The organism is Streptomyces sp. NPDC001970 (genome assembly GCF_053594115.1).
Window position 1 is genome coordinate 53,083 of the sequence record NZ_JBSFDW010000038.1, and the last position, 15,011, is coordinate 68,093.

At 68.5% G+C, this 15,011-nt stretch carries 15 protein-coding genes and 2 pseudogenes; 13 read left to right on the forward strand and 4 right to left on the reverse strand.

The window, feature by feature from the left end:
- The first annotated feature begins 149 nt into the window (after window positions 1–149).
- From ACWCP0_RS33800 to ACWCP0_RS33825, 6 genes and pseudogenes are all read left to right on the forward strand, one after another.
- Window positions 150–371, forward strand: a complete 222-nt coding sequence (locus tag ACWCP0_RS33800; protein WP_451082569.1) for a hypothetical protein — start codon at window positions 150–152, stop codon at window positions 369–371.
- 92 nt (window positions 372–463) lie between these two features.
- On the forward strand, window positions 464–1,504 hold the full coding sequence (locus ACWCP0_RS33805; RefSeq protein WP_451082570.1) for a sporulation protein: 1,041 nt from the start codon (window positions 464–466) through the stop codon (window positions 1,502–1,504).
- Window positions 1,505–1,614: 110 nt separating this feature from the next.
- Window positions 1,615–2,069 (forward strand): annotated as a pseudogene (locus ACWCP0_RS33810) (tellurite resistance TerB family protein).
- A gap of 128 nt (window positions 2,070–2,197) precedes the next feature.
- Window positions 2,198–2,869 carry a hypothetical protein gene (locus tag ACWCP0_RS33815; RefSeq protein ID WP_451082571.1) on the forward strand — a complete coding sequence of 224 codons (672 nt, stop codon included), beginning with the start codon at window positions 2,198–2,200 and terminating at the stop codon, window positions 2,867–2,869.
- A gap of 251 nt (window positions 2,870–3,120) precedes the next feature.
- Entirely contained in the window at window positions 3,121–3,696 is a 576-nt protein-coding gene (locus ACWCP0_RS33820) for a TerD family protein (protein ID WP_451082572.1), read from the forward strand.
- A 952-nt stretch (window positions 3,697–4,648) separates the two neighbouring features.
- Window positions 4,649–5,230 carry a TerD family protein gene (locus ACWCP0_RS33825; RefSeq protein WP_451082573.1) on the forward strand — a complete coding sequence of 194 codons (582 nt, stop codon included), beginning with the start codon at window positions 4,649–4,651 and terminating at the stop codon, window positions 5,228–5,230.
- A gap of 323 nt (window positions 5,231–5,553) precedes the next feature.
- Here ACWCP0_RS33825 and ACWCP0_RS33830 read toward each other — a convergent pair whose 3' ends face one another.
- Both ACWCP0_RS33830 and ACWCP0_RS33835 read right to left on the reverse strand, forming a co-directional pair.
- A complete protein-coding gene (locus ACWCP0_RS33830; RefSeq protein ID WP_451082574.1) occupies window positions 5,554–6,129 on the reverse strand; it encodes a TerD family protein in 576 nt (191 codons plus the stop codon).
- Window positions 6,130–6,173: 44 nt separating this feature from the next.
- Window positions 6,174–6,944, reverse strand: coding sequence for a multicopper oxidase domain-containing protein (locus tag ACWCP0_RS33835; protein WP_451082575.1), 771 nt, complete (start codon window positions 6,942–6,944; stop codon window positions 6,174–6,176).
- Window positions 6,945–6,951: 7 nt separating this feature from the next.
- On the opposite strand from ACWCP0_RS33835, the gene ACWCP0_RS33840 reads away from it, so the two are divergent.
- The gene (locus ACWCP0_RS33840; RefSeq protein ID WP_451082576.1) at window positions 6,952–7,707 is read left to right on the forward strand and encodes an LLM class flavin-dependent oxidoreductase; all 756 of its coding nucleotides are present in this window, start codon (window positions 6,952–6,954) and stop codon (window positions 7,705–7,707) included.
- A gap of 107 nt (window positions 7,708–7,814) precedes the next feature.
- On the opposite strand, the pseudogene ACWCP0_RS33845 reads toward ACWCP0_RS33840, so the two are convergent.
- A pseudogene (locus ACWCP0_RS33845) lies at window positions 7,815–8,099 on the reverse strand (hypothetical protein); the annotation flags it as partial.
- 348 nt (window positions 8,100–8,447) lie between these two features.
- Between ACWCP0_RS33845 and ACWCP0_RS33850 the strand changes: the two are divergent.
- Window positions 8,448–9,431: an alpha/beta fold hydrolase gene (locus tag ACWCP0_RS33850; protein ID WP_451082577.1), complete on the forward strand. Its 984-nt coding sequence runs from the start codon at window positions 8,448–8,450 to the stop codon at window positions 9,429–9,431.
- A gap of 156 nt (window positions 9,432–9,587) precedes the next feature.
- Complete coding sequence (locus tag ACWCP0_RS33855) at window positions 9,588–9,965, forward strand: hypothetical protein (protein WP_451082578.1); 378 nt, start codon at window positions 9,588–9,590, stop codon at window positions 9,963–9,965.
- Window positions 9,966–10,241: 276 nt separating this feature from the next.
- Here ACWCP0_RS33855 and ACWCP0_RS33860 read toward each other — a convergent pair whose 3' ends face one another.
- Window positions 10,242–11,102 (reverse strand): DUF3152 domain-containing protein, encoded by an 861-nt coding sequence (locus ACWCP0_RS33860; RefSeq protein ID WP_451082579.1) that lies wholly within the window; start codon window positions 11,100–11,102, stop codon window positions 10,242–10,244.
- Window positions 11,103–11,293: 191 nt separating this feature from the next.
- Between ACWCP0_RS33860 and ACWCP0_RS33865 the strand changes: the two genes are divergently transcribed.
- From ACWCP0_RS33865 to ACWCP0_RS33880, 4 genes are all read left to right on the forward strand, one after another.
- The gene (locus ACWCP0_RS33865; RefSeq protein WP_451082580.1) at window positions 11,294–11,983 is read left to right on the forward strand and encodes a response regulator; all 690 of its coding nucleotides are present in this window, start codon (window positions 11,294–11,296) and stop codon (window positions 11,981–11,983) included.
- Window positions 11,984–12,150: 167 nt separating this feature from the next.
- Window positions 12,151–13,578: a sensor histidine kinase gene (locus ACWCP0_RS33870; RefSeq protein WP_451082601.1), complete on the forward strand. Its 1,428-nt coding sequence runs from the start codon at window positions 12,151–12,153 to the stop codon at window positions 13,576–13,578.
- Between the two features lie 11 nt (window positions 13,579–13,589).
- Entirely contained in the window at window positions 13,590–14,162 is a 573-nt protein-coding gene (locus ACWCP0_RS33875; protein WP_451082581.1) for a hypothetical protein, read from the forward strand.
- Window positions 14,163–14,349: 187 nt separating this feature from the next.
- A complete protein-coding gene (locus ACWCP0_RS33880) occupies window positions 14,350–14,748 on the forward strand; it encodes a DinB/UmuC family translesion DNA polymerase (protein WP_451082602.1) in 399 nt (132 codons plus the stop codon).
- Window positions 14,749–15,011 lie beyond the last annotated feature (263 nt).

Below are 15,011 nucleotides of genomic sequence, written 5' to 3' on the forward strand. Positions count from 1 at the left end.
GAGGCGGCCCGGATGTTCCCGGCCGCCTTGCAGGCGACCGCAGCCGGCAAGGAGGGCGCGTCAGTGAGCAGAGCGTCAGCCATCGGGCGCGGCCACCCGTCCGGTGCGTCGCCTGCACCACCCATTGTCATTGCGCTGGGAGGGCTGTCGTGGCTTCGATCGACCTGGACGAGGTGCTGGACAAAGCATGGGCGGACAGGAGCCTGCCCGAGATACTCGCCGCGCCGGTGTCGGCGCTGAAAGGCGTCTCGGACCGGGACGGCGAGCTCCTTCAGGAGGCGTTCGGCGTCAAGACGGTCGCCGAACTGGCCGACCTGAAGTACGCGCGCTGGGCACAGGCCCTGGCTGCGCTGGACATCTCCGCCAAGTAACCATCTCCCGCCGGCCGGTGGACCGTCCCGTTCGGGGCCTTCCGGCCGACGGCTGAAGAACCACACGTACACGTGAAGGAGTGAACGCCGCGATGGTGTTCAAACGGCTTCTCGGCTCGCTCGGCGTGGGCGGCCCCACCGTGGACACGGCCCTCGATCAGGGCACCGCGTTGCCCGGCCGGCCCCTGACCGGGCATGTCCATCTCAAGGGCGGCGATGTCGGCTTCGACATCGAGCACATCACCCTCGAACTCGTCGCCCGCGTCGAGGCCGAGACGCATGACGGGGAGCACGAAGGCGCCGTCGCCTTCGGCCGGTTCACCGTCGGCGGCGGTTTCCACCTCACCGAGGGCGAGCAGCGCAGCATCCCGTTCAGCGTGACGCTGCCCTGGGAAGCCCCGATCACCGAGCTGCACGGGCAGAGCCTGGGTGTCGTGCTCGGCGTGCGCACCGAACTCGCGGTGGACGGCGCCAAGGACAAGGGCGATCTCGACCCGCTCTACGTGCGCCCGCTGCCCGTCCAGGAAGCCATCCTCGAGGCCCTCGGGCAGCTGGGCTACGGATTCAAGTCCGCCGACCTCGAGCTGGGCCGCATCGGTGGCACCGGCCAGCAGTTGCCCTTCTACCAGGAGATCGAGCTCACCCCGCCGCCCGAGTACGCGCACACGGTCAACGAGATCGAATTGACCTTCCTGGCAAACCCCGGCGGCATGGAGGTGGTGCTGGAGGCAGACAAGCGTGGCGGCCTCTTCTCCGAGGGCCACGATGCCCTCGACCGGCACGTCGTCAGCCACGACGGCGCGGGCCATCGCGACTGGAACGCCGTGGTCGGATCCTGGATCCGCCAGCTCGTCGAGCACCACGCTTCCCACGACAGCCACAGCACCCACAGCTCTCACGGACACCACGACCCGTACGGCAGCCACGCCCACAAGGACCATCACGGCGGCGGTGACCACCACCACGGCGGCGGTCACCACGGCTCCGGGCCCGGCATGGGCACCGTCGTCGCCGCGGGCGCGGCGGGACTCGCAGTCGGCGTCGTCGGCGGCATGGTCGCCGCCGAAGTCGTCGACGAGATCGGCGACGCATTCGAAGGCGATGAGGAGGACGGCGGGGACGAAGAGGCGTAACGGCGCGCTTTCCCGCCGCCAGATTCTACAGTGCTGTAGAAATGGAGCCGGCCCGGGCCGGCCCCCTTACGGCCCGGGCAACCCTCAAGGACATGACATACGGACTTGGCATGGCTTTGTGGGATCGCATTACGGAATCCGGCCAGTCGATGCAGGCCCAGCCGACGGCGAAGAAAGGCGACCTCAAGAGCGGCGCGTCCCGCGACGCCGGCATGGCGATGCGTGCCCTGGTCGCCGCCGCCGACGGCACCATCGACGGCTCCGAGCGCCGCCGGGTCGCCCGTCTCATCGCCACCAACGAGGTGCTGCAGAACTTTCCCGCCCACGACCTCCAGCATCGCTTCGACGGCTGTCTCAACACGCTGACCGCCGACTTCGACTTCGGCGGGGCCAGCACCCTCCAGGAGATCACCAAGGCGAAGAAGAAGCCCGCCGAGGCCCGCGCCGCCATCCAGATCGGCATCATCATCGGCAGCGCAGACGGCAACTTCGACGAGACCGAACAGGCCATCGTCCGCGGAGCCTCCTACGCCTCGACCTTCCGCCCCACGCATTCGACCTGTAGGTCCCACGACCCGGGCGAGGACCCGCCGCGGGAGGTCTTCACCCGGACAGCCCGTGAGTGTCACGCGTCAAACGGGATGTGCCGAGAGGGGCAGGCGGAGGGAGATCTCCGGGATCATCAGAGCGATCGTGTTCGGGAGCGTCATCGACACGCCGGGGCATCTGGTGGTGCCCGGTCGGCAGCGCAGAGGCGTGCGGTGGACGATCGCCGTCGGCATAGTCGCCGCCATCGTCGGTACCGGCATCGCCGCGGGCCTGGGGGTGGCGGACAGCAAGGACGCCGACTGGATCGAACGGCTCATCCCGGCCGCATTGGCCGCCGCAGGCATGGTTTCCCTCGGACACTTCAAGGCCCGCAGCCGACCGCAGAGTCAGCGGGGCTGCCGCGGCCGGGGGCGACGACTGGCCCTCGGCTGTGCAGCACCCTCCGGCGTGACGATCGGCCACACCCAGCGGTGCCGTCACCCTGGCCTGCGACTCACCGAAGCTCTCGGGCCGGGTGCTGCTCTCGGCCGCCGTGCGCGACTCACCGTCAACCTGGTGGTTCTGGCCACCGCCACACCCTCGCTCGCCTGCCCGAAACTCCCGCGCGCCGAACCGCTGCTGTCTTACATGGCGGCGCCGGATCGCCCCGAATGGATGGCCTTGGTGACTCCGTCCAGCCACAGCGGCTTGGCTCCGATGCCCCTGCGGATGCCACTGGCCTGTGCGCCATGCCGTACGTCGTGGCGGCAGAAAGCCACGACGTATGCCTGCCCCCACGCCGTCTCGGGCCGGCGGCTCGCCGACGGCCCGGAGTAGACCCACTGATCCCGAACGGCGCGAGGAACGTGCGTCCGAACGAGGAGCCCAACAAGATCGTCACGCTCGTGGAGGACGCCTGCCGGTGAACACCAAACGGCACAAACTCTGGCATCCGCCAATCCGGCCGGAAAACGACGCACCATCGCGAGGAACCCCGAATTGCTTCTACATTGCTGTAGATTTTTGGTTCTGTCATCCAGCGGACCGGGCGTCTGCGCCCGGCTCTCGGACATGGAAAGGGATGCGGCATGAGTGTGAGCCTCACCAAAGGCGGCAACGTCTCGCTCAGCAAGGAGGCCCCGGGCCTGACCGCCGTGCTGGTCGGCCTGGGCTGGGACGTCCGCACGACCACGGGCACCGACTACGACCTGGACGCCAGTGCCTTGCTGGTCAACGAATCGGGCAAGGCCCCCTCCGGCCAGCACTTCGTCTTCTACAACAACCTCAAGAGCCCGGACGGGTCGGTCGAGCACACCGGTGACAACCTCACCGGCGAAGGCGAAGGCGACGACGAGGTCATCAAGGTCGACCTGGCTGCGGTCCCTGCCGACATCGTCAAAATCGTCTTCCCGGTCTCGATCCACGACGCCGAGAGCCGCGGCCACAGCTTCGGCCAGGTCCGAGGTGCCTTCATCCGCGTGGTCAACCAGGCCGGCGGCTCCGAGATCGCCCGCTACGACCTGAGCGAGGACGCCGCCACCGAGACCGCGATGGTCTTCGGCGAGCTGTACCGCAGCGGCGCGGAGTGGAAGTTCCGTGCGGTCGGCCAGGGTTACGCCTCGGGCCTGGCCGGGATCGCCGGCGACTTCGGCGTCGCCGTCTGAGACCGATGGCCCCCCCGGTTCGACCCGGGGGGCCACCCCTCAGGCCGACGTCGGCGTGGAGGCCCCGCCGCGGTCGGCCGCCGGTTCTATTCCACGACCGCGCGGCCCGGTTCCACGAGCGCCTCAGCGGGCTCGCCCTGGGCTTCGAGGACCTGGTGGCCTTGCTGCGACGCCGCATCTGCGCAGCAACGGGCGACTTCGGCGCGCACGAGAGCGTTCACGGCTGTGTAGGGGTCGATGGGCATGGTGCATCTCCGAGAGGTGGTGAGCGGTGGGATGGCTGGTGGACGGCACGGGGCAGGTCGGCATGACCCCTGCCGCCGACACTCAGCAGCGCAAGACCACGCAACGCACCACGCGCCCGGCAGGAATGGGATGTCCCTCAACCCCGCATACCTCGCAGATGCGGCTCGGCCGCCCGGCGTCACGCACCGCGCGGCCGACGTGTGCCGCCGCCCTGCGCTGCTGCCGTCGGCTGGTCGACCCCGGTGCCCGTTGTTCCTCAGCCGCATCCGACGGTTGCTCGCCCGTAGCCTGGGACATCGCGATGGCGGGGCGGCCCTCCGTCGTCCGCGCTCCCGCCCTGTCGACTCCCTCACCGAGCAGAATCAGCAAGGCCACGCATGCCGCCAGCGCACACCCGTGCACCATACGTACGGCGGTGGCCACTGCACTCACGGACGAGATCCTCACAAATCGCCACTATTGCCCCAGGGTGGACGGCCCGGTTCCCTCCGCGCACCGAAACGCCCCGATCGGTCTACGCCAACCATGCAGTTGCTGCCGGGACAGCGATCCATCCCAGTGCGCAGCAGCCCGGGTGCCAGGCGGACCTCAGCCGCGGACCGTCTACCCGCGCCCGTCAACAGCCCATGGTGCCGCTCGGCCAACCTGCCGCCCTCGGGCTCTGGGCACGCAGGCCGCCCGTCAACCGCTACGAAAGAGGCAGTACATGTCCGTCAACCTGACCAAGGGCCAGCAGATCAGCCTCAGCAAGTCCGACGGGGGCACGCTGAGCGTCGTCCGAATGGGACTGGGCTGGCAAGCCGCCCCCCGCAAGGGATTCCTCGCCAAGCTCACCGCCCGCGAGATCGACCTGGACGCCTCCGCTGTGCTCTACGCCGACAAACAGCCGGTCGACGTCGTCTACTTCCAGCACCTGGTCAGTACCGACGGCTCCGTTCGCCACACCGGAGACAACCTCACCGGCGGTGCCGGCCAGGGTGGTGACGACGAATCGATCATCGTCGACCTCCCACACGTCCCCCTCGGCATCGATCAGGTCGTCTTCACGGTCAGCTCCTTCACCGGCCAGACCTTTGCCGAAGTGAGCAACGCCTTCTGCCGCCTGATCGACGACACAACCGGACAAGAACTCGCCCGCTACACCCTCACCGGCGGCGGCAATGCCACCGCACAGATCATGGCCAAGGTCCACCGCTCCGGCAACGGCTGGCAGATGGCAGCCATCGGCGCCCCCGCCGGCGGTCGCACCTTCCAGGACCTCATGCCCGCCATCGCACCCCACCTGTAGTCCGGCAGCGGGGCAACCCGCTGCGCGGTCCAGGCACGCCAGGGGGCAGCCGAGACCACCTTCACCGCCGGCTGCGCGACGGTCCGGCCGGCGAACGGCTGAGGCGGCCCCTGTCCTGACTCTCCACAGTGCTGCGCTGTGGAGAGACAGGAACGACCGGCTGGCGGCCTCTCGCGCGCCTGGAAGGTCGCGGGGGCAGCCGCCGGCCGGCGCCTGCACAGGGCAGTCATCACGCCGCGGGATCGACATGGTCACATCCGCATGGCGGACGGGCGGGCAGCTGGCCAGGGCGCGAGGCGGGGATTGGCATCAGCGTCTGGGAGCTAAACGCTGACACCGTATTCCTTGGCGATTCCGGCGAGACCTGTCGCGTAGCCCTGGCCGATTGCACGGAACTTCCATTCTCCGTCACGCCGGTAGAGTTGACCGAAAACCATTGCGGCCTGGTCGTGCGCGTCCTCGGCCAGTTCAAAACGGCACATTTCCAGTCCGGTCGCCTGGTGCACAACTCGGATGTATGCGTCGCGCACCCTGCCGAAGTTATTGACCGATGACCCGCCCTCGTTGTGGATCGATACCACGAACACGACCGACTCCGTCTGCGCGGGGAGCAAGTTGAAGTCGACGGCGAGCTGCTCGTCATCGCCTTCTCCGGCGCCGGTTTTGTTGTCGCCGGTGTGGCGGACGGATTTCTCGGGCGTGGTCGGGTTGTTGAAGAAGACGAAGTGGTTGTCCGACAGGACCCGGCCGTCCGCACCCAATAGGAGTGCGCTCGCGTCCAGGTCAATGTCACCAGGGCCGGTGTTCACGGTCCAGCCGAGGCCGACCACGACACTGGCGATGCCGGGCTCGGAACGCGTGAGGGAGAAGTTGCTGCCTTTGGATAGGTTCACGGCCATGGGGCGTACCTCCTAGCTCAGGTTGTTCGATAGGTGCGCGATATTCACCGCAGCCCGCAGAGGCGAAACTTTCCCTCCAGGGGTTGGCAACGCCCGCAACAAGAATCTACAGCACTGTAGATTTTCTCGGCGGTATTGAGCGGCGTGAACGGTGTCGTGCGTCGCGAGCAGGACCTGTACTCGTCCATCTGTGCAACGGGTACTTCGATCAGAACGCCGTTGAGAGCAAGTTGTTTCTGCCTCATGCGGTGCGTGAAACGATTGGAGCCACAGCAGGTGGGTGGAGGACTCGTGACGGCGGCGCTGACGACGGCGCCGGTGCGGCGAGTCTTCCGCTGCGTGATGGACTGAACCTGGACTGGTCTTTGCGAAAGCCCAAGCGGATCGTCGTCCGTCGATTCCCACCCGGATTTCAGCGGGTTGAATTCCGTGGCGGCGCCGACGCGCCCGCTGGATTGCGCCCCAAGAACGGTTGAACGGCATCGGGAGGCATACAGAGGGGAGGCGTGTGGGATCTGACCGCGGCACCTGGTCAGGGATCCGTGGTGGTCGTGGCTGCCGTTGACGCCGGGCGCCTGTCCCGGCTTCTGGCCGGATTCCACGACCACGAACCGCCCCATCATCCCGCGGTCTTCCTGCCTGAGCGGGTGACAGTGGTACAGGTAAGGCGTATGCGGGTCGGCAGGGCCGTCGAAGCGCAGCGCCAGCTTCACCTCGTTGCCATCGGGGACGTACACCGTCTCCTTGGGGCCGCGCAGCTCGGGCGGCGGCTGCCCACCGTTGCCCTCCAGCACGCGGAATTGGACGTCGTGCACGTGGCAGTTGTGGTCGACCAGCTGCGGGGCGCGGTGGCGACGGGCGGTCGGCCTTGGCGCGCAGCTGGTCGGGCTGGACGCCGCCGGGCTCACCCATACGCAGCTCGTACGGGGCCAGTGGCTCGTCAAGGCCTTCGCAGCTTTCCGCGTCGACCCGGAGCGTTACGTCGCCCGCTTCTACGAGGGCATCGAGGTGATGACCCGCCTGTGGCGCGATTCCCGCGTCGACTTCTCCGGCGAATTCTGGCAGTTGACTGACGCCACCATGGAACCGAAACCGTTCCAGAAGCCCTGTCCTCCGGTATGGTTCGGCGGGAGCGGGCGCACCGCGCTGCGACGCGCCGTGAACTCCGGCCTGTCCAGCGGCTTCTTCGGTGGAGGGGCGGCCACGACCCCGAAGTTCGCTGAGCAGGTCCAGATCGTGCGGCAGGCACTGGCCGAGTCCGGCAGGCGGGCAACTGACTTCGCGATCGCCAAGCGTGTCTACATCGCGGTGGACGACGACGCCCAGCGGGCCCGCGACCGGATCAACGCCGAGCTGGCCGCGCTCTACATGCAACAGTCAGCCGAGACCGAGGCTGCCGCGATCGCGGGAACCCCTGGAGACTGTCCTCGCCAGGTGCGTGAGGTCGTCGCTGCCGGCGCGGAACTCATCTTGTTCACGCCGCTGTTCGAAACGGCCGAACACGCCGAGCGGCTGGCCTCGGAGGTCATGCCAGAGCTTGGGGTGATCTTCGGGGAGCACAAGCCCTGGCTCAGGTAGCCGCGACGAGCGTCAGTCGGCGTCGACCATGCGCTCCACACCCTCCACCTCAACGACTTACGTCCAGTTTCGCGGGCCCCCGGCCCCGCAGCACATCGGCCTCGCCGCGGGAAGTGGCCATGCCGTCCGGCAGCCGACCCGATACGGGCGCGGACGTGGCCGTACTCTCCTGCGTCTACTCTCACCCACTCCTCGCTCACGGCGGGCTTGGCCACGCCCTCCCCCGCCTGCAGATCATCAAGGATCTCGCGGCCGTTCTCCGGTGGGACCTCGTAAATGCGCGGGTGCTGCGAAGTGGCATCGGCCAGCTCCCTGGCCGCGGGTTCCAGGACTGGAGTCGAGAAGGACGGAGAAGTGGTCACGATACGCCTCCTGCCTAGGGATCCGGTCATCGCGGATGACCCCGACCGTCTCCCATCGTCTCTCGGCGGCGCATCGGCGCAACTTCGGGAAAGGGCGTGGAGCGCGCGTCACTGCGGTCCGCCGAGGCTCCCCCAGTGGAGGGTCACCCATTTGGCGCGGGGTCACCCATTTGGTGCGGGCTCTTGTCTCCGCGCCATGCTGCGTCATCACTGCGAGCGGGCGCTTCCTGCGGCTGTCGATGCCTCGACCAGCGCAGCGTGCTCGCTGTCACCCCGATGCCGCGCCGGTTTCACCCGATTGCACCGGATGAGCGGGCTCGACGGCACCGACGCGTGAACGCTGAGGTGTCCAAGTCCTCAAGAGGAAGCGAGAACGGCATGACGGCATCTGCGGTTCATGGCATACGACGCCGCATACGGCGCCTCCACGTCGCGGCGGCGGCGGGCGCCGTCGCCGCCTTGTGCACGGTCACGGCTGCCTCGGCAGTCGCGGACGGTGGCACAGGCGGCGCGAAGCCCACCATCGTGCTGGTGCACGGCGCCTTCGCCGATGGCTCCAGCTGGAACGGGGTGATCGAGCGGCTTGAGCGTCGCGGCTACAGGGTCATGGCCCCTGCCAATCCGCTGCGCGGGCTGTACAGCGACTCCGCCTACATCGCCTCCGTGCTCAAGAGCATCAAGGGCCCCATCGTGCTGGCCGGCCATTCCTACGGCGGAGCCGTGATCAGTACGGCCGCAGCCGGCAATCCCCAGGTCAAGTCCCTGGTGTACGTCTCGGCGCTGATGCCGGACGTAGGCGAGAGCGGCATGTCGTTGTCCGCCCGCTTCCCCAGCGCCCTCGGCACCGCCACCACGTCCGTGCCCTACCAGGCGGGCGACGTCAGCGGAACCGACCTGTACCTCAAGCCCGACAAGGTGCACCCGGTCTTCGCCGCCTGCCTGCCGGACAGCGAGGCGAACCTGCTGGCAGTCACCCAGCGGCCCGCGGCCACCACCGCGTTCTCGGAGAAGGCCAAGGTCGCGGCGTGGAAAGACATCCCGTCCTGGGCCCTCATCGGCCGGCAGGACATGACCATCAACCCGGAGCAGGAACGCTTCGAGGCCAAGCGCGCCCGTTCCCACACCATGGAGATCGACACCTGCCACGTGTCCCTCATCGCCCGCCCCGACGCCGTCGCCGACCTGATCTTCCAGGCCGCCACCGCCGCGGCCACCGATCCTGCTCGCCCGACGCTCGCGAACACCGGCACCTCGGGGCGCAGCACGGAGGCGATCACCCTCGGCAGCATCGCGGGCGCATCTCTGGCCGCCGGCTCTGCGGCCGTTCTCCTCGGCCGCCGGCTGCGACGCCGCACGCACTGACGCGGGAAGGGGGCTGCGGCGGCCGGCCCATCTGAGGTCAACCAATCGTTCCACGAGGGTCGTACGTAGTCCGCGTTGGCCGTGTCGGTCGAGTTCTGCTGGGACGCCTTGCTGCCCGGTGCCTGGGGATCGTTGAGGTAGACGATGCCGGCGTAGATGCCGAAGCCGTACTTCTGCAGGTACTTCTTGGTCAGCTTGTTGTCCGCCCCGTCGGTGGCCCAGGAGGCCGCGGGATCCTCGGGGGCTACGGGGGTGTTGATGAACCCCTGCTTCTTCATGCAGGCCGCGATCGCGTTCTGCGAGAGCTACTGCTACTTGAGATCCGCGCCGGCGTCCGCGGGAACGTCGAGTTGCCCCGACGACCCGGCCGAGGACTTCCCGCCGCCGGCCGAGGACTGCCCGCCGTCCGCCGAGCGAGATGCCGTGCCGCAGGCCGCCAGCAGCGGCAGCAGACTCACCGCAACGGCCGGTTTCCGAACAGTGCGGGATCCAGACATGCTCTTCCATTCAATCGAGAGGGTGGGTGTTGCGTAACAGGCCAGGGGAAGCCGCGGAATCGTGGGCGTCGTGGGCTCTGCCCACGCCGACAGCACCGGCGCACCGGGAACACGGCACCGTGAGCGTCTGATGGCCTTCACGACCACGGGGTGCCGTCACTGAGTTCGAAATTGGCGTCCGCAGGTGATAGCCGCTGGCTCGGACGATGACCAAGCTGTAACAGCCGGTTTTGGGCCCGGCGTGAACCACCAGGTGGTCACAGCCCGTTCAAGCTGCCTTCCGCAACCGCTGGGAGGGCTGGTCGTCGCCGGTTCACTGCACGTGCGGCCCGGTGACGAAGTGACCGTTCTTGTCGTAGGGCCAGGCGTTGGCGATGCATCCGTGCAGGCCCTTGATCTGCTGCATCATCACGGGGGCCAGTTGGCCGGGGCCCGCGCAGGTCGTGTGCGTGTAGCCCAGGAAGTGCCCCATCTCGTGGTTGATGATCAGCGCCCGGTAGTCATGGATCGGACCGTCGAAGGTGGGCGAGCCCTTGACCCAGCGCTTGAGGTTCACCACCACCCCACCGGGGACCTCGCAGTTGTATTCACCTTCGGTGTTCTGCTGGATGCCCGCCCAGCACAGGGCGTCCGCCGTCCCCGGTGTCGCGATCTTCACCGTGAGGTCGTGGGGCTGTCCCGCGCTCACCAACTGGAACGAGTAGGCCGGGTTGTGGGTCCAGCCCCGGGGGGCGGCGAGTATGTCGGCGATCTCGTCCGCCGCTTGGGTCGGCGAGATGTCGAGGCCGGTCTCGACCTTCACCACGTACCGGAGTGGACGCGGACCGTGACCGACCTTCGCGCCACTGGCCTGCGCGGTGACGAACGTGCCGGCGCCCGTCGAGGGGACGTCGATCTCGGTGGGCGTCGGGGTAGGGGTGGGCGTCGGAGTGGGCGTGGGCGTCGGAGTGGGGGTGATGGGTGCCACGCTCCGCGGGTGCGGCGCACCGCTCGACGCGTCGCTTCGCCCACCGTCCAGGAAGAACGCAGCGGAGCCGAGCAGGCCCGCGGCCACCAGCGTGCCGACCAGGTACCTCCGGCCCCGGCGGTGCGAGGACCGGTGACGGCCACCGCGGTGGGAGGCCACGGCGTTGCCAGTGGTCGATGCGTATTCCCGCTGTCGCGCTGAATGCATGGCAACTCAAACTGGTCATTTCAGATGATCGCCATGAGTTCGAACAATCACGAACCGATAACGAGCGGTCGCTCGGCCGGCCAACGGGGTTGCCCGCCCGGCGGCACGCCGATGTGACCCTTCTGTAACAGCTCCCGAGAGGGGCTCTTTCGCAGGCCGGCGACCGAACGCGATCTGCTTACACTGTCGAAGTGCCACGAGTCCTTATTGTCGAAGACGACCCAGATGTCCGTAAGGCCGTCCAGCTGGGGCTGCGACACCAGGGGCATGACGTCTTCGCCGCCGGAACGGGTGAAGAGGGATTGGAACAGCTCCACCCCTTCCATCCGGACGTCGTCGTACTCGACCTCATGCTGCCGGGCATATCCGGCCTCGACGTATGCCGGCGGATCAGGGACCGCGACCAGGTGCCGATCATCATGGTGACCGCCAAGGGCGACGACATCGACGTGGTCGTGGGGCTGGAAGCCGGCGCGGACGACTACGTGGTCAAGCCCGTGCAGGCCCGGGTGCTCGACGCGCGAATACGGGCCGTACTGCGCAGGCAGGACGCGTCGGTCTCCGACGCCGTCCGGCCCAGGGCGGAGTCGCACGGCGAGCTGGTCATCGACCGGGCCGGGCTCGTGGTGACACACCGTGGTGAACCCGTCGCGCTCGCCCCCTCCGAGCTTCGGCTGCTGCTGACCCTGTCGGCCTCGCCCGGACAGGTGTTCAGCCGCCAGCAGCTGCTGGAAGCGGTCTGGGAGCACAGCTACTACGGCGACATACGGCTCGTGGACGCCTGTGTGAAGCGATTGCGCGGCAAGCTCGGTGAGCTGGGCGGGGATCCCCGGTACATCCAGACCGTACGCGGCTTCGGTTACCGCTTCGGTTCCCCGTGAGCGGCCAGAGATCCGTACGGGCACGCAAGCACGTACGCAAGCGCGAGGCCGTCGCAGCCGGGCAGGGCCCCAGGCCGGCGAGGTTCTATCAGTCGGTCCTGGCGAAGGTCCCGCTTCCGCTGCGGGGCCTGCGCTCCCGCCTGGTGGTGGCCTTCGTCCTGGTGGCCATGGCCAGTGCCCTGAGCACCGGAGCCGTCGCCTTCCGGGAGGCGCGCACGGGGGTGCTGCAGCAGAGCCAGGACTCCGTCATCCGGCAGTTCCGGACCAGCGTCGACGCCGTGGTTGTCGACATTCCCCCGGCGCCGAGCCAGAGCCACTTGCAGAAGGCGGTGAACCAGGTACTCCAGGCCAACCAGTCACAAGGGCGGCGGGTACTGGCCACGTACGGCAGCCTCCGCGCCTACGCGCCGAGTGCCGACTTCGACAAGCTCAGCCCGGAACTGCGCCGGTCCGTGGACACCAAACGCGTCGCGGTGTTCCAGCGGGTGAACGCCGACGGGCATCCCTACCTCGTCGTCGGAATGCCGGTCACGTACAACAGCGGCAACGGCACGGAGTCCAGGCTCTCGGGGATGGTGATGTACCTGGTGGTGCCGCAGAACACCGAACAGGCCTATGTCGAAGCGATGGTCAGCGCCATCGAGCACGCCACCCTGGTGGCACTGGGCCTCGCCGTCGTCCTGGCGCTGCTGGCCGCGAGCGGCGTACTCCGTCCCGTACGGGCGTTGCGCCGGGCGACACGTCGGATGGCCGAGGGGCACCTCGACGTCCGGCTGGTCGTCAACGGTTCCGACGAACTGGCCGACCTCTCGAGGTCCTTCAACCACACGGCGGCAGCCCTGGAGCTTTCGGTCGCGGAGTTGCGCCGCCTGGAGGCCCAGGCGCGCCGCTTCGTCGCGGACGTCTCCCACGAACTGCGGACGCCGCTGGCGGCGATGTCAGCGGTCACCGACGTGCTGGACGAGAACGCGCTGCACTTGAACCGGGATACCGGCGAGGCGTTGCGGCTCATCAGTGAGGGAACCAGTCGGCTGAGCGGGCTGGTGAACGACCTGATGGAAATCTCCCGCTTCGACGCGGGCGCGGCCGAACTCAGCCTGGACGAGATCGACCTGGCCGAGTTCGTACAGCACACCCTCGCCGCTCGGGGGTGGCAGAGCCAAGTGGAGACCCACCTGCCCCGACCGGGCGTGCTCCGCACGCGCGTGGACCCGCGCCGGCTCGACGTGGTGATGGCCAATCTGGTCGGCAACGCGCTGCGGCACGGGGCGCCGCCGGTGCGGCTGACCATGAGCGTGAGATCGGAGCGAGCGGACGTGGCGTGGGCCGTCATCGAGGTGACCGACAACGGACCGGGCATCGCCAAGGAAGCCTTGCCACACATCTTCGAGCGCTTCTACAAGGCGAGCACCACACGGACCAGAAGCGAGAGCAGCGGACTGGGCCTGGCCATCACTGCGGAGAACGTGCACCTGCACGGAGGACGCATCAGCGCCGCCAACCTTTCCGAGGGCGGAACGGCGTTCACGGTCGAACTCCCCCTGCACCGCGACATCGCAGCCGCCGACCACGACTCCACCGCGGGTGCCCGGTGAAGGGCTCGCGCGTGACGGCGCTGCTGGTCGGGCTCGCGGCCGCGCTCACGCTGACGTCGTGCGGAGTCCCCCCGTCCGACGTCATCCAGGCCGGCGAACCGGCGAGCGGCATGTTCTCCCCCAGTCCGAAGCCCTCGGTGCCGGTCGTCGTCTCCCTCTATTTCCTGGACGACGGTGATCTGACGGCTTATCCCCGCAAGATCGGCGATACTGCGGACCTCGGGACCGTCGTGGGCCAGCTGTTCGGCGGACCGACGACAAGCGAGGCCGTGACGGCCACCACGGAGCTGCCCCGCCTGACGGATGCACCGGACGTGGCGATCGGCAGCGACCACACCTTCTCCATCCAGCTCCCCAAAGATGTCCCTCCCCTCAGCCACCTGGCCATGCGGCAGTTGGCGTGCACGGTGGCTCACGTGGCTCTGCCGCCCGCCGCGCAGCCCGCGGACGCGAATCGGGACGGCGCCCCTGCGGCTCCTCCCGTCAATGCGCAACGCTCCCCACACACGAGTATCCAGGTGCTCGGGCACGGATGGACGATGACACAGTCGGACGCCTCGTGTCCCGACCCCCTGCAGCCATAGGAGGAGCCCAGGCACGGCCCCGGAATCCATCGGGCAGCTCGCTGAACTACACGCGGCCACCGTTCTGCGGATCCTGGGACGGTCCGGGCGCGCGCCGCATGAACGTTCCCGCGGGATCGATCACCGCGCAGTCGTGGCGGGCCGAGCAGCGGAGTCGGTGAGCGTCCGGGCCGACTTCCCCGCGGACGTGCTCGATGGTTGGGAGGCCCGCGCCACAGCTTTGCGTCCGATCACCGAGCTCGGCGCCCTCCTCCGGTCCCGCCGGCAGGCCGCGCGATCGGTCACCGTCGTGGTGCGCACGGCCGACCAGCGGGACCTCGCCAAGACCCGGAGGCTGCGGACGAGCTCGGCGCACACTGACGAGCTGCGTCAGGTGGTATACGCCGTCCTCGACGTACTCGGGCTGCAGCGTGCCCGGATGCGGAGGATTGCCCTCGTCGCCGAGGCCGTTGATGCTGCGCTGGCACCCACTCAGCTGACGCTGGATCTCGGCCGCGAGGCGGCTGCACGTGGAGCCGGTCATCGACGCTCTGAACGTGCGCTACGGGCCGGGCACGGTGGGTCCGGCTGCCGCCTTCGTCGGTAGCGGCGCGGGACGTGGAGAGGGCGCTGGCATGGCTCATGGGTTCTCAAGAGCGAGAAGCGGCGATGAAGTCCGCCGATGGCGGCGACGCCGCGAACGCAGAAGCGCCACAGGTCATCAAAGGCACGACCGTCGCCCGCCCCGGCAGCCCGACGCGCGACTGAGGGTTTCGTCAAGTACTGATGGAAACGCCCCGTAACAGAACGCCGGACACGGGCCGCGCCTCGTCGCCGCGGTGTGCGGGCGCGCCCGCGCCGGTGGCTAGG